Origin of the sequence: Curtobacterium sp. UCD-KPL2560 (assembly GCF_001705035.1) — a bacterium.
Classification (GTDB): domain Bacteria; phylum Actinomycetota; class Actinomycetes; order Actinomycetales; family Microbacteriaceae; genus Curtobacterium.
The window spans coordinates 1-17,040 of the sequence record NZ_MCIG01000044.1 but is presented as its reverse complement, the minus strand read 5'-3'; the positions used below and the strand labels follow the sequence as shown (position 1 = coordinate 17,040).

Genomic DNA, 17,040 nt, shown 5'->3' with positions numbered 1-17,040 from the left:
CGATTCGACCAGCCGCGACACGCAGGCCGCCGAGCCTGTTCGAGCACGATCGGAACCACCCATGACGACCACCGCCGCCCCGACGACCCGGACCTGGATCGTCGCCGTGTTCGCGGCCTTCACGGTGTCCGGGCTCGCGATCGCGACCTGGCTCGGACGCATCCCGAGCGTGCGGGACTCGCTCGGGGCGTCGACGTTCGAGATGGGCCTGCTCGTGCTCGGCATGGCGGTCGGCTCGATCGGCGGCCTGACGTTCGCCGGGCACGTCGTCGCCAAGGTCGGCGCCAGGCGCGGCGTCCAGGTGGCGGCCGTCTGCCTGGCCGTCGGGGTCGTCCTCGCGGGCGTCGCGGTCACCGCGGGCTGGGGCTTCGCGGCGATCTGGGTCGCCCTGGTCGCCTTCGGGTTCGGCAACGGGCTCTGCGACGTCTCGATGAACGTGTCCGGGGCCGCGGCCGAGAAGGCCGGCGGGCGCACCATCATGCCGCTGTTCCACGCCGCGTTCAGCGTCGGCACCCTCGCCGGTGCGGGCCTCGGCGCCCTCGCCGAACGGTTCGCGGTCCCGGTCGTGCTGCACTTCGCCGTGCTCGGCGTGGTCGTCGCCCTCGTCCTCCTCGCCGCGGCGTCGCGCTTCGGCGACGAGCACCGGTTCGCGGAGCACGAGGCCACCGACACGAGCCCCGTCCCGACGCAGCTCACCCGTCGCCAGGTCTGGACGCAGCCGTCCACGCTGCTCATCGGCGTGATCGTGCTCGGCATGGCGCTGGCCGAGGGCTCCGCCAACGACTGGCTCCCGCTCGCGATGATCGACGGACACGGGCTCGACAACGCCGCCGGCGCCGGGGTGCTCACGGTGTTCCTCGCCGCGATGACCGTCGGCCGCGTCGCCGGCAGCCCGCTCATCGACCGGTTCGGCCGCGTCCCGGTGCTGCGGGTCAGCGCCGTCGTCGCGGTCGTCGGGCTCGGGCTCCTCATCTTCGTCGACGTCATCCCGATCGCGATCGTCGGCGTCGTGCTCTGGGGCCTCGGCGCGAGCCTCGGCTTCCCGATGGGCATGTCGGCCGCGGCGGACGACCCCCGATCGGCCGCGCTCAAGGTCAGCGCCGTCGCCACCATCGGGTACGTGGCGTTCCTCGCGGGCCCGCCGCTGATCGGCTTCCTGGGCGAGCACGTCGGCCTGCTCGGCGCCCTGCTCGTGGTGTTCGTGTTCATCATCGCCGCGGGGCTGGCCTCGGGTGCCGCGCGCGAGACGGGCGCGGCGGCCGAGACGATGCGGCAGCGCCGTGCCGGGCGGGACCAGCCGACGGACCGGACGGGCACCGGCGGGGGCGAGCCGCGCCTCCAGACCGAGCAGCAGGAGAGCGCGACGCGCGACCCCCGTTAGGATCACCGGGTGCGTCTCGTCATCGCCCGCTGCTCCGTCGACTACGCCGGACGCCTCTCGGCCCACCTGCCGCTCGCGACCCGGCTGCTCATGCTGAAGGCCGACGGCTCCCTGCTCGTGCACTCCGACGGCGGCAGCTACAAGCCGCTCAACTGGATGAGCCCGCCGTGCTCGATCGAGATGGGCGAGCCCTCCGCGGAGCAGGCCGAGGCCGGCATCACGCAGGTCTGGACCGTCACGCAGAAGAAGACGCAGGACCAGCTCATCGTGAGCCTGTACGAGGTCGTCGCCGACGAGACCCACGACCTCGGCATCGACCCGGGTCTGGTCAAGGACGGCGTCGAGGCGCACCTGCAGCAGCTCCTGGCCGAGCAGATCGAGCTCCTCGGCGAGGGGCACACCCTCGTCCGCCGCGAGTACATGACCGCGATCGGCCCGGTCGACATCCTGGCGCGGGACGACGCCGGTGCGAGCGTCGCGGTCGAGATGAAGCGCAACGCCAACATCGACGCCGTCGAGCAGCTCACGCGCTACCTCGAGCTGATGAACCGCGACCCGCACCTGCGGCCGGTCCAGGGCGTGCTCGCCGCGCAGACCGTCGCGCCGCAGGCCCGCACCCTCGCCGAGGACCGCGGCATCCGCGTCCTGGTGCTCGACTACGACGCGATGCGCGGCATCGAGGGCGGGCACACCCGCCTGTTCTGAGCGACGCACCCCGCGCAGGGGCGCACGTCACCGCCACGACCGGGTCGGACGGGAGGCGCGGCGCGGCTCCGACCGCGCCCTGCGGCCCGGCTCCGGGTCGCCCCCACCGCCGCGACTAGGGTGGGCAGGACATGACGCGCCCGTACACCGCCATCCTGTTCGACCTCGACGGCACCATCAGCGACTCCGCTCCGGGGATCCTCGAGAGCATGAAGCACACCTTCCGCACGGTCGGCGTGCCCGTCCCGGACACCGCGACGCTGATGTCCTTCGTCGGACCGCCGATCATGGACACCTTCCGCATCGCCATGGGCATGGACGAGGAGCAGGCGGACCACACGCTGGCCGTGTACCGCGAGCACTACCTGTCGCACGGTGCGCTCGACTCCGCGATGTTCCCGGACGTCGACGTCGTCCTCCGCACCCTGCACGAGGCCGGCCTGCCGATCTCGACCGCGACGAGCAAGCCCGAGACGCCGGCGACGCTCATCCTCGACCACTACGGCCTGCTCCCCTGGATCGACGTCGTGACCGGCGCGAGCGACGACGAGGTGCGCAGTGCCAAGGCCGACGTCGTCGAAGAGGCCCTCCGCCGCCTGGCCGCCCGCGGCGACGACGTCAGCCGTCCGGTGCTCGTCGGCGACCGGATGCACGACGTCGAGGGCGCGCAGGTGCACGGCGTCCCGGTCGTGTTCGCCGCGTGGGGCTACGGCGCCCCGGAGGAAGCCGCCGGCACCGTCGCGCAGGCCGCGACGCCGCTCGACCTGCTGCCGATCCTGCTGCCGGACGACCGAGCACCGCGATGACCACCGCCGTCCGTCGAGGGGTGCAGGGGGCCGCCTGGGTGCTGCCGGCCGCGATCGTCCTCATCGCCCTGAACTTCCGCGGGCCGATCGTCGCGCCCGCGCCCGTGATCGGGGAGATCCGGCTCGACCTCGGCCTGACCGCGACGGTCGCGGGGCTGCTGACGACGATCCCGGTGCTGTGCTTCTCGCTCGCGACGCCGTTCGCGAGCTGGCTCATCGCCAAGGCCGACCCGGAGCGGGCGGTCTCGCTGTCGCTCGTCATCGTGCTCGTCGGCACGGTGCTGCGCTCGGTGCCCTCGGCGACGGCGCTGCTCGTCGGCACCGCGGTGATCGGCATCGGCATCACGATCGGCAACGTCGTGGTCCCGGTCGTGATCCGACGGGACACCTCGCCGGAACGCGTGGGCCTGGTCACCGGGGTGTACACGTCCGCGCTCAACGTCGGGTCGATGACGACGTCGCTCGGCACCGCGCCGATCGCGGCCGTGTGGGGCTGGCCGGTCGCGATCGCGGTGTGGGCCGGCTTCGCGCTCGTCGCCGGCGTCGCGTGGTCGTTCGCCGTCGGACCGCGTGCCGCGTGGCGCCGTCCGGAGCGGGTCGAGCCGGTCGTCGAGACCGGTCCGGTCGAGCTGCTCTCGACCGTCACGACCGACACGGGGAGCGTGCACACGGTCGACGCCCGGGCCCCGCGGACGACGACGCCCGAGCCGGTGCGGCCGGCCCGACGGCTCATCACGTGGGGACTCACGCTGGCCTTCGGTGGCCAGGCGTTCTCGTACTACGCGCTCACGGCGTGGATCCCGACGCTGCTGCACGACGAGATCGGGTTCTCGGCGGAGTCCTCCGGGGCGAGCTCGTCGGTGTTCCAGATCCTCGCGGTCGTCGGTGCGCTCGGCGTCCCGGTGCTCGCGTCCCGGTGGCGGCCGCGGGCGATCATCGCCCTCGTCGCGTTCCTGTGGCTCGCGATGCCGCTCGGGCTGCTGTTCGCCCCGCAGCTGTGGCTGCTCTGGTCGGTACTCGGCGGGGCGGCCCAGGGCGGTGGGATCACGGTCGTGTTCATCATCATCGTGCGGATCGTCACGAGCGACGACGACGCCCGCCGGATGTCGGCGTTCGTGCAGGGCGGCGGGTACCTGATCGGCTCCGCGGGACCGCTCGTCGCCGGGTCCCTGCACGGGGCGACCGGGGACTGGACGGTGCCGCTGCTCGTCGTGCTCGCGTCGGTGCTGATGCTCGGCGTCGCGGGGACCCTGGCCGCCCGCCGGGTGCCCTGAGCCCGACGCGACCGCACCCGCACCGCACCCGGCCTGCCGGACGCACCCCGCGCCTCCCGTCCGCCCCGTCGCGGGCCGCACCCGGCCTGCCGGACGCACCCCGCGCCTCCCGGCCGCCGATGGAGCAGCAACTGTCGGGTCGGGGCCCGCCACCCGACGTCTTCTGCTCAATCCGCGGTGCCCGGCCCGGCGGCGGACGCGCGGCGACCCCGCGCGCGTCCCCCACGCCGCGTCAGCCTGCGGCCAGCACCTCGCGCAGGGTCATCGGCCGCCGCCCGGTCACCCGCTCGACGTCGCCCGACACCCGGGCGAGCGCGCCCTCGGCGATCGCCGTGTACGTGCTCACCCACGCGTCCGCCTGCCACGGCGCCGGTTCCCACCGCGCGCGGGAGGCGTAGGCCTCCTCGAGCGTCTCCGGGCGGTACGAGACCTCGCGCCCGCGCACCTCGGCGACGATCGCCGCCGCCTGCGCGAGGGTGATCGCCGCCGGCCCGGTCAGCTCGTACGTGCGGTCGAGGTGCGCCGACGGGTGCAGCAGCACCTCGGTGGCGACCCGTGCGACGTCCGCCCGGGCGACCGCGGCCATCGCACCGTCCGCAGCCGGACCGCGGATCACGCCGTCCTCGCCGACCAGGTCCTCGACGAAGTCGAGGTAGAACGAGTCCCGCAGGAACGTGTGCGCCATCGAGGTCGCGCGGATCGCCTCCTCGGTCGCCCAGTGATCGCGCCCGAGGGTGAAGGTCGCGTCGGGCGCGGCCCCGACGAACGACGTGTACACGACGTGCCGGACGCCCGCGGTCGCCGCGGCCCCGACGAAGGCGCGGTGCTGGGCGAGGCGGTCCTCGGCCTCGGCGCCGGAGACCATGAGCAGCAGGTCGACGCCCTCGAGGGCGGCCCGGCTCGCGTCGACGTCGGCGAACGACGCGACGGCGACCTCGGTCCCGGGCAGCTCCGGTGCGCGGGCGGGGTCGCGCACGAGCATCCGGAAGGGCGTGCCGGCTGCGGCGAGCGCGCGGGCGACGGCGCCGCCGATGTTGCCGATCGCGCCGGTGATGGCGATGGTCATGGTCGGTCCCGTCGGTCGTGTGGTGCGGTGGTGGTCGGGTCAGATCAGGTCAGGTCAGGTCGGGTCGGTCGCGCCGGTTCCGGTCACGTCAGGACCGTCCTGGAGGCGCGGTGCAGCCCCGCCACGACCCTCGCGGCGTTCACGCCGTCGACCTCGACCGCCCAGGCACGGGCCGACTCCGGGTCGCGTCCGTGTCGGACGTGCCGGCCGACCAGTCGGTCGACGCGGACGTCGTCGGCGACGACGCACGCCCACGTCTCGGTGAACAGCGTCGCCAGCGCCGACCACGGCTCGTCCTCGTCGAGCAGGTAGTTGCCCTCGGTGACGACGAGGCGTGCGGCCCGCGGCACGGCGATGCTGCCGGCGACCGGATCGTCGACCGTCCGGTCGAAGTCCGGCGCCCAGACGACGGGCTCGTCGGCGGCGACCAGGCGGCGGACGAGCGCGACGTAGCCGGCACCGTCGAAGGTGTCCACCGCACCCTTGCGGTCGCGGCGTCCGAGGGCGTCGAGTGCGCGGTTCGCCAGGTGGAACCCGTCCATCGGCACCTGGACGGCGGTGCCCGGTCCGTGCTGCGCGTCGACCGCGGCGACGATCCGGCGAGCCAGGGTCGACTTGCCCGCACCCGGGGCACCGACGATGCCGAGCACGACACGGCCACCGGCACCGGCGAGCTCCACGGCACGGGCGACGGCGTCGTCGGTCGAGCTCTCGGCGGTCACGCGGTCATCCTCGCAGACGCGGTGTCGGGCGGACCGGGCGGAGTCAGTCGCGGTCGCCGAACAGGCCGAGTCCGTGCTCGGTCAGCACGTCGTAGGCGTCGCCGAAGGTCTCGGGCACGGGGGCGCCGGGCTCGTACTTGGCCAGGAGCAGGCCGAGCAGCCCCTTCCCCGGTGCCGTGACCGGACGGTCGCGCTCGGCACCGCGGGGACGACGGCGGCGGGCGGCGGCCTCGGGGTTCGTCGGGACGTAGGGCGCGGTGACCTCCGGCCAGAGCTGCGGCTGCCGCGGGACGCGCCGGTTCAGGACGTTGTGGATGCCCTCGGCGTCGGCGTCCCGGTGCGTGAGCGGCTCGAGGCCGTGCTGCTGGCAGAGCGTGTGCGCGATCGAGCCGTGGTGCATCGGGGTGTTCACGATCGTGCCGGGCTCGGTGTACGCCGACACGACGAAGGTGGGGACGCGGCCGCCCAGCCGGTCGAACCCGAAGCCCATCTCCCCCGGCTCCGCGGTGCCCGTCGGCGGGGTGGCGGTGGGCGGCGGGACGTGGTCGTAGATCCCGCCGTGCTCGTCGAAGGTCACGACCAGCGCGGTGTTCACGGCGTTCGAGCCCGTGGTCGAGCGGCTGGCCCGGATCGCGCCGTACACCTCGGCGAGCAGGGCCTCGGCGGCACGGACGTCGCTCATCGCGCTGTCGAACGTCGCGCCGTCGGCCTCCGGTACCACCTTCGGGCGGGAGACCGGCGGGTGCATGTCGTTGTGGTCGAACATCGTCCGGGGCTCGACGAACGCGTAGTCGGGCAGGTTCCCGTTCGCTGCGTCCTCGTGGAACTGCGCCATGCTCCGGAAGTTGGTCTTCCAGTACCGCTCGATCGAGGGGGCGTGCAGGAAGCCGGTGAGCGAGACGACCTGGTCGGCGTCGAAGTAGACACGCCAGCTCTTGCCGGCCTCCTCGAGCCGGGTGAAGAGCGTCGGGACGTCCGGGGCGTCCAGCCACTTGGCGGGTCCGTCCGGCTGACCGTTCGTGACGAAGCCGTGCGACGTGCCGGCATGGAAGAACGACCGGTTGCAGAACGTCTGCGACGGCACCGCGCAGAACCAGTGGTCGTAGACCGCGAACGACTTCGCCAGGGTCGAGAAGACCGGGAGCATCGCGGGCGAGAAGCCCCCCATCACGCGCTCGTACTCGTCGCGCGTGGGCTCGACGCCGCGCTCGAGCCGGTAGTTCACCACGTAGTCCCGGACGAAGCCGGACATCGTCGGGCGGCTCGTGTCGGCCGGTGCGTTGTACGGCGGCGCGTACCCGTTCCGGCCGGGATCGGCGTTGCCGGGCGGGTCGACCGTGCCGAACCACTGCGTGTTGACGTGCGGGTAGAACTCGCCGGGGTCGGGGTCCGGCTGGCTCATCACGTGGTCGGTGCTGCCCTCGTAGACGTGTGCCGCGACGACCGTGCCGTCCGGGGCGGTGTTCTCGTGCGTGCCGCGCTGCAGCCCGGCGAAGGACTGCCCGGGTCGGAGCTCGGCGTCGGTGTACAGCCGGCCGAACACGTGGTCGAAGCTGCGGTTCTCGAACATGAGCACGACGACGTGGTCGAACCCGGGCTCGGCGCGTTCGGGGAGCGGCGCGAAGCCGTAGCGCTCGTCGGACCCGCGTGCCGCCGCGACCCCCGCACCGACCGCACCCGCACCGACCGCGGCACCGGCGGCCCCGATGCCCGCCCGCCGGAGGAACGACCGTCGGCTCTGGTGCGGTCCGTCCGCGGCGCGCCCGTCGCCGCGGTGCTCGTCAGCTGCCATGGCACGTTCCTACCACCGGGCGGTGCGGACGTGGCGTGCAGCCGCCGGGCCGGCTCCGGGAGGGCACTCGGTGTGCGGCCGGGCCGTCGGTGTGCGGCGGGGCGCCGTCGGTGGTTGCCTGGTGCGGTGATCGACGCGACGAAGGCGTTCAGCGGGTTCTCGGTGCGGGACGTGCCGACGGCCCGGAGGTTCTACGAGGGGGTCCTCGGGGTCCCGGTGCGCGAGGAGCACGGCATGCTGTCGCTGCTGCTCGGCGACGGACACCGCGTGCTCCTGTACCCGAAGGGCGACGCCCACGAGCCGGCGTCCGCCACGGTGCTGAACTTCCCGGTGCCGGACGTGGACGCCGCGGTCGACGAGCTCACCGCCGCCGGCGTCGCGTTCCTCCGCTACGAGGGCCTCACCGACGAGCGCGGGGTGAACCGGCACGGCGGACCGCTCATCGCGTGGTTCACCGACCCGTCGGGCAACGTGCTCAGCGTCGTCGAGGAGTGACGTCGAGGCGCTCCCACTCGTCCCGCAGGGGTCCGGGGGGCAGCGCCGCGGTCACCTCGGCCGCGAGGCGGTCGAGCGCGTCCACGTGTCCGGGGAGGAGCAGGTCCCACGGTGGCGGGGCGACCGCGGCGAGCGCCGCCAGGGCGTCCGGGTCGGCATCGTCGGTGCTGCCGGGCGCTTCCGTGCCGCCGGCTGCGAGCGCGCTGCCGGGCAGGTGTGTGCCGTCGGGGTGACCGAGGGCGTCGCGCCGGTCGGGCTGTGCGGCGCCCCACCGGGCCGCGAGGGCGTGCACCAGGACGTCCCGCTCCAGGCGCAGCGCACGGAGCCGCTCGAACAGCGCCGGGACGACGTCCGCGCGGTCGGCGTCGTCGACGAGCTGCGCGAGCACCGCCCGCTCGTCCCAGAGCCGGGCGGACAGGTCGGTCGCCTCGCCGTGCACGTCCGCTCCTCTCGCTCGACGTCGTGGCACGACGCTACCGACGGACCGTGGACGCCGCCCGGTTTCCCGCTCCGTCCGTGCCCGGGTGTCCCCACAGCGACGACGCCACCGGCCGGGACCGGCACGGGCCGGGCTCAGCGTCCGAGCACGCCCGCCCACCCGAGGGCGATCGGCACGAGCAGCCCGTGCCGTCGGTGGGGCAGCTCGGCGATCGGGACCCAGGCGGCCTCGTCGGTGGTGCCGTCCGCCTCGTGGCGCAGCGAACCGCCCGTGACCGACGCCCGGAACACGACCTGGACGGCCTTCATGGGCCGACCGGTGGCGTGCAGTCGCCGCTCGACGGGCACGATGTGGTGCCGCACCCCGAGGAGCGCGCCGCAGGTCGCCTCGTAGCCGGTCTCCTCGCGGATCTCCCGCACGACGGCCTGCTCGACGCTCTCCTCGAACTCGACCCCGCCGCCGGGCAGCGTCCACGTGCCCCGCTCGGCGATGCGCAGGCGGGCGAGGAGCACGCGGTCGCCGTCCGTGACGACGCCGTAGGCGGCGAGCCGGGTGTCGTAGTCCGTGTACTCCATCCGCCGACCCTGCCACCGTGACCAGGGGGCGGAGGCGAGCCGCGCCGCCGGACCGGCACCGCGCCTCCCGTCCGTCCCGCAGCACCGCGCCCGCCGTCCCCTGCTGCCGCACCGCGCCTCCCGTCCGGTCTCCGCGGCGCCTGCGACCGCCTGCCGCCGCATCGGCCGCGCGACCCCTTCCGATCAGCCGACCGGACAGTCTCCGGCCGTCGGCCGGCCACCTCGGTGCGGGATGACTCAGGATCAGCATGGAAGGCACCCCGGAACGGCCGTTCCGGCCCCCGCAGGACACCTCCGCTCGCTACGGTGCCGAACAGCACGCCGAAGCCGCGCTCCGCGGACACCACACCCCCAGGACCCTCGTGACGACCCTCCCCCTGCTCTCCGCCCACCTCCTGCTCCCGCTCTACGCGGTCACCGTCGTGGCGGCCCTCGGCGTCGTCCTCGCAGTCCGGCGGGCCTGGCGACCGCTCGCGGTCGCGCTCGTGGCCGGTGCAGTGCTCGGCGCGCTGCTCTCCTGGTTCCTCGGCGACGTCCTCGACGTGCTCGGCATCGCCCCGACGTGGGTCGACCGGATCTGGACGGGCGTCGTCTGCGCGCTCCTCGGTGTGGCGGTCGTCGGCCTCGTGCGCGGACGGACGCGCACCCGCGTGGTGGCCGCGGTCCTCGTGCCGCTCGCCGTCCTGTCCGGCGCGCTCGCGATCAACCGTGACGCGGGTCTGTTCCCCACCGTCGCCGACGCCCTGGGTGAGTCCCACGTGCCCGCCCTGGCGCTGCCGGACGATCCCTCCCCGTCCACCCGGGCCGCGGACGCCGCCGCGTGGCAGCCGCCGTCGGACATGCCCACGCACGGACGGTACGGCTCGGTCCGGATCCCGGGCGACACCTCGCACTTCCGGGCCCGTCCCGCCATCGTGTACCTGCCGCCCGCGGCGCTCGTCGAGCACGCCCCCGTGCTGCCCGTCGTCGTCATGCTCTCCGGGCAGGGGCCGGGAGCAGCGCCCGCCAACATCGTCGAGGCCGGCCGGATGGTCGCACGACTCGACGCCCTGGCGGCGGCACACCACGGGCTCGCCCCGATCGTCGTGATGCCGGACCAGCTCGGAGCCGCGACGAACAACCCGATGTGCGTCGACGGTCCGCTCGGCAACAGCGCGACCTACCTGACCGAGGACGTCCCCGCGTGGGTGCACCGACACCTCCACGCCGCGGAGTCCGCCGACCGGTGGGCGATCGGCGGCTTCTCGCAGGGCGGCACCTGCGCGGTGCAGCTCGGCGCCGCGTTCCCGCACCGCTTCGGGTCCTGGATCGACGTCTCGGGGCAGCGCGGACCGACGCTCGGTGACCAGGATGAAACCGTCCAACGGGGTTTCCGTGGTGACCGGGCGGCGTTCGAGGACGCACAGCCCGTCCGACTGCTCCAGGACCACGCGCCGTACCGGTCCTCGGCGGCCTTCATCGCCGCGGGGGCCGACGACAGCCGCTACGGGCCGGTCGTCCCGGTCATCGCCGACGCGGCACGGGCGGCGGGGACCGACGTGACCGTCCGGATGATCGAGGGCGGCGGGCACGACTGGCACACCGCCGGCGTCGCCCTGGCCGAGGGCGTGGAGTGGTTCATGCGCCGCACCCACCTCGTGCGCTGACACCGTGCCCTTCACCGTGAGCCACGCCGTCGTCGCCCTCGGCGCGCGGCGACTCCCCGTCCCGGTCGCCGCCGTCGCCGTCGGGTCGATGGCCCCGGACACCGTGCTGTTCGCTCCGTTCCTGCCCCGGTACGAGGACGCGCACTCCTGGTGGGGCATCCCGACGATCGACCTCGCCGTCTCGCTCGTCGTGCTCGGCGTGTGGTGGCTGCTCGTCCGTCCGGCGTGGGCTCCGGTCGTCCCGGGTGTCCGGGCGCGCGTCCCGCTGTCGTGGGCGACGCCGCGGCCCGTCCGGAGGTGCTCCCCGCAGGCGCGGAGGGTCGGGGACCCCGACGCACTGCCGGTCCGCATCCGGCGCGCACTGCTGGTCACGGTCCGGCGCGTACTGCCGGTCCTGGTCGGGTGCGTGCTCGGCAGCGTGACCCACGTCGTCTGGGACGGCTTCACGCACGGCCACGGGTTCGTGGTCCAGGCCTGGCCGGCGCTCCGCGAGGGCACGGTGGGCGGGTACCCGCTCCCGTTCTTCCTGCAGGACACGTCGTCGGCGCTCGGGCTGCTCGCGTTGCTCGTGGCCGCCGTGGTCTGGTGGCGGCGCACGGCACCCCGGGCGGAGCGGACGCCGAGCGCGGGTGAGCGTCGTGTCGCCGAGGTGGTCGCCGGTGCGGCCGTGGTGCTGTCCGTCGCGGTCGGCGGCGCGGCGCTGCTGGCCGGGCGCGGGCTCGGCGGTGCGGTCACGGCGCTGGCGTTCCGCGTGCCGGTGGTGGTCGCGGTCGGGCTCGTCGGCGGGGCGGTGCTGCTGCTCGTGGTGCGGCGGCACGGGTCCCGCACCGAGGGACCGCCGGGACGCTGACCGGCACGGGCCGACACCCGAGCCGCCCACTCACCGGCCCTCGGACTGGGGCGCGGTCGCCGCCGGGTTCCGTGTGAGCATGACCTGTGCCCGAACAGCTCCGCCCCGTCCCGACCGTCCACGCCTCCGCACCGGGCGTCGTCGAGGCACGGCTGGCGTTCGGCGTGGGCTCCTGTGACGAGCCGGTCACCCTCGCCGGGATCACCCACCTCGTGGAGCACCTCGCGGTCCGTGGGGCGCTCCCGATCACCACGTGGCACAACGCCACCACGCACGACCACGTCACCTTCTTCGAGGTCACCACCGAGACCACCGACGAGGCATTGGCACTCCTCGGGCGGTTCGCGGCCTCGGTCTCGGCCCTCGCCGAGACCACCGACGACACGGTCGTGCGGGAACGCAGGGTGCTCGAGAAGGAAGACCGGCTGCGCTTCCACGAGCAGGTCGCCTCGGTGCACACGGCACGCTTCGGACCGGCCGGCCCTGGTCGCTCGGGAGCGGGATCGGCCGCGGTCGCGGGCATCACCGCCGAGGAGGTCCGGAACTGGGTCGCGGAGCGCTTCGTCGCCGAGAACGCGGTGGTGATCGTCCGTGGGGGCACCGCTCCGCCCGAGGTGATCGACCTCCCGCTGCCCGCCGGCCGTCCGGGCCGCCCGAGCACCCGCATCGAGCGGTGGACCGGACCGATGCGCCGCGGCGCCCTGGTCGAGTCGGCCCTCGGCGGCACGGCCGCCTCGGTCGTCGTCCCGGCGGAGGTCGCGCCGCTGGCCGACGCGGTGATCGAACACGAGGTCTTCGACGCGCTCCGCATCGAGGCGGCGCTCGCGTACGACGTCAGCTCGCACACGCTCGACCTGGACGCGGACACGAGCGTCGTCGCCGTGACGGCCGACGGGGACGACTCCGACGTCGAGGAGACCACCGCCGCCGTCGTCGGGGTGTTCCGGCGTCTGGCGGAGCACGGACCGAGTGCCGCCACGATCGCCAGGATCGACGCCTCCCGAGCGCTCAACGCGCTGTATCCCTCCTCCGGCCCCGACGTGACGATCTGGGCGACGATGCTGCGACGACTCCGCGGGATCGGCCTGGCCCCGAGCGCCGACTCCCCCGTCTCCCCCGCCGAGCTCGCGCAGCTGCGGGAAGCCCTCGAGGACGCGTTCCCGACGCTGCTCGTCTGCGTCGACCGCGACGCCGACGTCGACTTCGCGGCACTCGCGCGGCGGCACGGTCTGGAGCACGACGACGCGAAGATCGGCAGGCCGGTCCCCCCTCGTGTGTGGTTCCCGGCGCGCCCCGGACGCGGCCGGAGCACGCACCGCGACCGGCTCCTGAGCGGACTGGCGACGATGCACGCCGAGATCGTCGACCACCGCCTGGTCCTCCGGCCGCGTGGAGAGGAGTCCCGCGAAGTCGACCTGGCGCAGGCGGCCGTCGTCGGCAGACGCGGCAGCGAGGGCGTGACCATCGTCGACACGCAGGGTGACTCGTTCCACATCCGGGCCGCGGAGTGGTGGCGGGGCCGACGGTTCGTCGCGGCGGTGCTCGCTGCGACGCCGGACCACCTGGTGCGCGACTTCTCGTCCTGATCCCGTCGCCGGCGACCGGCCGATCTGACCGACGTGCCGGCACCTGCGCCCTCGTGCGCGGGTGCCGGCACCGATCCCCGGTCGCTCAGGACCGACCGCGCTGCCTCCGGGTCCTCGCGGCGAGCGCCGCCCCCACCACCAGGAGCACCACGGCGAGCACGATCGGCAGGCGCACGTCGGCTCCCGTCCAGGCGAGCGCCCCGGTGCCCGGCGTCCCGGCACCCGCACGATCGCCAGCGCCGGACCCGCCGTCGGCTCCTCGGCCACCACTCGAGGGTCCGGACCCACCGTCCGGGCCGCCGGGCTCGCCCGGTCCGTCGGGCCCACCCGGTCCGTCCGGCCCACCGGGCTCGCCGGGCTCGTCGACGACCAGCCCGGCGTCGACCGTGTCGTCGCGACGGACCCCGGTGAGGGCACCGGCAGCGTCGGTCTCGCGTCCGAGCTCGACCGGGTCGGTCTGCCCGTCCGGGCCCGCGTCGGAGTCGACCGCCCGGTCGTCCCCGACGTGCGGTGTCGTGAAGGCCGAGTCGTCCGGCGCGGAGAACACCACCGTGTAGCGGCCCGGGCGCAGACCGTCGAACCGGTAGGTGCCGTCCGCGCGGGACGTCGTCCGCTCGGTCACCTCGGCACCACGGTCGTCGGTCCCCCGCAGGGCCACCGCGACGTCGGCGACCCCCGGCTCGCCGTGGTCCTGCACGCCGTCGTGGTCACGGTCGTCCCACACGCGGTCACCGACCGCACCGGACACGACCCGGACCGTCGCGGGGTTCGACCGCACCGGCAGCGCGAGGCTCGACGACCGGAGCCCGAAGCGGTTCGTGTAGGAGTCACCGTCGTGGGCTCCGACGCCGTGGACGGCGACCCGGTGCCGGACGGACTCCCCGACCCCGATCGGTGCCGTGCGCTGGATCCGGACCGCGGTCACGTCGGTCAGGGTCGCCGGGCACCCGTCGGTCCCGAACGCGGTCTCGGCGCACCACGTGGTCGAACCGCCCGGCCGGTTCGACGGGTGGCCACCGTCGAGGTCGACGTCCGTCGGACGAGCGCGCGTGTAGGTGACCTGCTCGCCGCCGTCGGTGTCGACCGGCACGGGCCCGGCCAGCGCGACCGAGCCGTGGAAGGCCGAGCCCTGGTCGTCCCCGCGGTGGGGCAGGACGTCGATCACGTCCACGCCGTCGACCGGAGTGGTGTCGGTGTTCGTGGACACGAGGTCCCACCGGAGGTCGTCCCCGACGAGCACGACGGGGTCGACGGCGGCCTTCAGCACGCTGACGCCACCGCCGCGCACGACCTGCACCGCTCGCGACGCCTGTCGGTACTGCGCGTCCGATGCGTCGGTGGGCGAGGACGCTGAGGCCGTGTTCGTGATCGGGCCGGGCGGCGCCGTGTCGGCGACGGCAGCGGTGTAGGTCAGGGGCTCGATCGGGGCGTTCGGCCGGACGGCGGGCAGGGTCCACGTCAGGCGCTGGTGTCCCTCGCCGCCCGCATCGGTCACGGTGTCCACGACGGGCGGTGCCGAGGCACTGCCGTCGACGTAGCGGGTGTGCTGCGGCAGGACGTCCTGGACCGTCACCTCGGCCGGCTGCCCCGTGGTCTTGCCGTTCGTGAACGTCGGGTAGAGCGCGTACTCGACCGTGGCACCGGCGGTCGTCGAGGTCGTCTCGTCCGGGGTGTCGGCCGCGTCGTGCCCGGGGTCGACGACCTTCTTCGTGATCCGTGCCAGGTCCTCGGTGAGGACGACGCTGTCCGCGAGCGGTCCGGCGGCGAGCCCCGGGTCCGGCGAGGCGTCGTGCACCCACGTCGTCGCCCGGTCGCCGAACCACACGTGCCCGAAGTCACGCGCGCGGGTGCCGTTCGGCGCGTCCTCGGTCGTGACGTACGAGTGGAGGGACGCCTGCTCGCCGCCGAGGACGTCACCCGTCGCCCGCACGGCGCCGACCGCTCCGGCGCCGCCGGGGACGTCCTCGGGATTGTCGTACCACGGCCCGTCGCCGTCGTCGCACGTCGCTGTCCGCCCGGCTTCCGGGGAGGACATGGTGAACGCGGCGTACTGCACCCGGGCACCACCCAGCCGCGAGGTCCAGGCGGTCACCCGGTCGAGCGTGGTCAGGCGCTGCGTCGCACGGTCGAAGGTGTCGCAGAGCACCACACCGCGGAGGGTCGTCAGCCCGGCGTTGCTCGCGGAGACATCGCTGCGGAGCAGGGTCCCGGGCGTCGCCCACGGATCGCCGCGCTTCGCGGAACCGATGTCGACCGCCGCGCCGCCGTCGCGCACGCGGTAGAGCTGCTTCGACGCGTTGCCGGGGCCGTACTCGACGATCGTCCGGCGCGAGGCGTTGTCCGCCGTCGGTTCGGTGCTGCCGGGGAAGTTCGGGGCACCGGTCACCGACGTCGTCTGCAACGCCGAGTAGGTGTTGGTCGACTGCACCGACGTGCCCGCCGGCGGGGTCGGCATCCACAGGCTGAGGTACCCGCTGACGACGTACGGCTTCTGGCCGCCGACGATCGGTCCGCCCGCGATGTTCCTGGTCGGGATGCGGTCCGGGTCCGTGACCGTGCCGTCGATGCGGACGTCGACCGGGCGACCGGGACCCGCCTGCGAGCAGGAGAGCTCCCCCGAGTCGGCGACGGCACGCTCGCCCCCGCCGGCGCCGCCGGGGAGTCCGGTCAGGCGTGGTTCCGCCGCGCCGTTCGGCCCGCACGCGGGAGCGCCCCCGTTCCAGAGCACCGCCTGCGACGGCAGGTCACCGAGGATCTGCGACAGGTCGTCCGTGAAGGTCATCGGACCCGTGCTCGCCGCGAAGCCGAGCAGCCCCTGCCCGGGGACGACCGGCTGCCAGTCCACCGCGATCGGGTAGACGAGCTGGATCCCCCGGGTCACGCCGTCCGGACCGGGGACCCCGGTGCGGAGGACCGAGCCCTGCACGTCCTTGCTCAGGTTGTAGCGGGCCGCCGCCGACACCGTCGTCGCCGGCGAGGAGGCCGTCACGGTCCCGTTCGCCGCGGCGTCGGCCGTACCGGTGGCGGCGACCTCGAGCCGGTCCCCGTCCCGTCGCTCTGCGGAGACCTGCAGCACGACGGGCACGACGACGGCCCGGCCCTCGTCGACGGTGCCGAGGTTGCACGTGAGGTCCTGACCGGTCACGGCCGACCCGGCGCCCGTGCACCGACCCGGCACCCCGGCCCAGCTCGTCCCCGTCGGAGCGGTCAGCGTGAAGCGCTCGTTCGAGCTCGCTCCGCCCGTGGAGGTCATGGTCACGCGGTACGTGATCGCGTCGCGGGTGCGGACGATCCCGTTCGTCGCACTCGCGTCGGCGCCGGGACCCTCGGTCGGGGTGAACGGGCCGTTGCCGTCCTGGGCGACCTCGAGGGCGAGGTCGACGGCCCCGCCGGGCGCCGCCGACGGTACCGACCCCGTCGCGGACTGCGCCGCACCGACGGGTGCCGCGGTCGCGAGCACGAAACCGAGCACCACGGACGACACGGATGCCGTCGCGGCAGCCCTGGCGATGGGTGACCTGCGCATGTCCATGGACCTCCTGTCGCGGTGGACGACGGAGGGTGTCGTCCACATCAGGAGGCAACGTACTGATGTTCCACGTTCCGGTCACGCTCTCGGTATGTACGGCACATCACCCCACGACGGACGCTGCCCGGCCCCGACCCCGGGCCCGGAGAGACCCAGGCCCGGAGAGACCCAGCC

General features: G+C 74.5%; 14 protein-coding genes. 8 read left to right on the top strand and 6 right to left on the bottom strand.

Annotated features, from left to right (window positions below; all coding sequences use genetic code 11):
* Nucleotides 1-61 precede the first annotated feature (61 nt).
* The 4 genes from BEP24_RS10875 to BEP24_RS10860 all read left to right on the top strand — a co-directional run bounded on the left by BEP24_RS10875 (nucleotide 62) and on the right by BEP24_RS10860 (nucleotide 4,166).
* A complete protein-coding gene (locus BEP24_RS10875) occupies nucleotides 62-1,381 on the top strand; it encodes an MFS transporter (protein ID WP_083230290.1) in 1,320 nt (439 codons plus the stop codon).
* 9 nt (nucleotides 1,382-1,390) lie between these two features.
* On the top strand, nucleotides 1,391-2,086 hold the full coding sequence (gene nucS, locus BEP24_RS10870) for an endonuclease NucS (protein ID WP_065963242.1): 696 nt from the start codon (nucleotides 1,391-1,393) through the stop codon (nucleotides 2,084-2,086).
* A gap of 131 nt (nucleotides 2,087-2,217) precedes the next feature.
* Entirely contained in the window at nucleotides 2,218-2,892 is a 675-nt protein-coding gene (locus BEP24_RS10865; protein WP_065963241.1) for an HAD hydrolase-like protein, read from the top strand.
* Nucleotides 2,889-4,166, top strand: a complete 1,278-nt coding sequence (locus BEP24_RS10860; RefSeq protein WP_065963240.1) for an MFS transporter — start codon at nucleotides 2,889-2,891, stop codon at nucleotides 4,164-4,166. Before BEP24_RS10865 ends, BEP24_RS10860 begins: the two co-directional genes overlap by 4 nt.
* A gap of 232 nt (nucleotides 4,167-4,398) precedes the next feature.
* On the opposite strand, the gene BEP24_RS10855 is transcribed toward BEP24_RS10860, so the two are convergent.
* From BEP24_RS10855 to BEP24_RS10845, 3 genes are all read right to left on the bottom strand, one after another.
* On the bottom strand, nucleotides 4,399-5,232 hold the full coding sequence (locus tag BEP24_RS10855) for an NAD(P)H-binding protein (protein WP_065963238.1): 834 nt from the start codon (nucleotides 5,230-5,232) through the stop codon (nucleotides 4,399-4,401).
* Nucleotides 5,233-5,315: 83 nt separating this feature from the next.
* On the bottom strand, nucleotides 5,316-5,954 hold the full coding sequence (locus tag BEP24_RS10850) for a nucleoside/nucleotide kinase family protein (protein WP_065963237.1): 639 nt from the start codon (nucleotides 5,952-5,954) through the stop codon (nucleotides 5,316-5,318).
* 43 nt (nucleotides 5,955-5,997) lie between these two features.
* Nucleotides 5,998-7,746 (bottom strand): alkaline phosphatase family protein, encoded by a 1,749-nt coding sequence (locus BEP24_RS10845; protein ID WP_065963235.1) that lies wholly within the window; start codon nucleotides 7,744-7,746, stop codon nucleotides 5,998-6,000.
* A gap of 126 nt (nucleotides 7,747-7,872) precedes the next feature.
* Here BEP24_RS10845 and BEP24_RS10840 point away from each other — a divergent pair, with 126 nt between their 5' ends.
* Nucleotides 7,873-8,241, top strand: a complete 369-nt coding sequence (locus BEP24_RS10840; protein ID WP_065963232.1) for a VOC family protein — start codon at nucleotides 7,873-7,875, stop codon at nucleotides 8,239-8,241.
* On the opposite strand, the gene BEP24_RS10835 is transcribed toward BEP24_RS10840, so the two are convergent.
* Both BEP24_RS10835 and BEP24_RS10830 read right to left on the bottom strand, forming a co-directional pair.
* Complete coding sequence (locus tag BEP24_RS10835) at nucleotides 8,222-8,680, bottom strand: hypothetical protein (protein ID WP_065963230.1); 459 nt, start codon at nucleotides 8,678-8,680, stop codon at nucleotides 8,222-8,224. The genes BEP24_RS10840 and BEP24_RS10835 overlap by 20 nt on opposite strands.
* Before the next feature lie 134 nt (nucleotides 8,681-8,814).
* Entirely contained in the window at nucleotides 8,815-9,255 is a 441-nt protein-coding gene (locus tag BEP24_RS10830) for an NUDIX domain-containing protein (RefSeq protein WP_065963228.1), read from the bottom strand.
* A gap of 248 nt (nucleotides 9,256-9,503) precedes the next feature.
* Here BEP24_RS10830 and BEP24_RS10825 point away from each other — a divergent pair, with 248 nt between their 5' ends.
* The 3 genes from BEP24_RS10825 (at nucleotide 9,504) to BEP24_RS10815 (ending at nucleotide 13,337) form a co-directional block, all read left to right on the top strand.
* Entirely contained in the window at nucleotides 9,504-10,901 is a 1,398-nt protein-coding gene (locus BEP24_RS10825) for an alpha/beta hydrolase-fold protein (RefSeq protein WP_065963226.1), read from the top strand.
* A 16-nt stretch (nucleotides 10,902-10,917) separates the two neighbouring features.
* Nucleotides 10,918-11,751 carry a DUF4184 family protein gene (locus BEP24_RS10820; RefSeq protein ID WP_216093134.1) on the top strand — a complete coding sequence of 278 codons (834 nt, stop codon included), beginning with the start codon at nucleotides 10,918-10,920 and terminating at the stop codon, nucleotides 11,749-11,751.
* 86 nt (nucleotides 11,752-11,837) lie between these two features.
* Nucleotides 11,838-13,337: an insulinase family protein gene (locus BEP24_RS10815; RefSeq protein ID WP_065963223.1), complete on the top strand. Its 1,500-nt coding sequence runs from the start codon at nucleotides 11,838-11,840 to the stop codon at nucleotides 13,335-13,337.
* 85 nt (nucleotides 13,338-13,422) lie between these two features.
* Here BEP24_RS10815 and BEP24_RS10810 read toward each other — a convergent pair whose 3' ends face one another.
* On the bottom strand, nucleotides 13,423-16,863 hold the full coding sequence (locus tag BEP24_RS10810) for an SdrD B-like domain-containing protein (RefSeq protein WP_141693438.1): 3,441 nt from the start codon (nucleotides 16,861-16,863) through the stop codon (nucleotides 13,423-13,425).
* Nucleotides 16,864-17,040 lie beyond the last annotated feature (177 nt).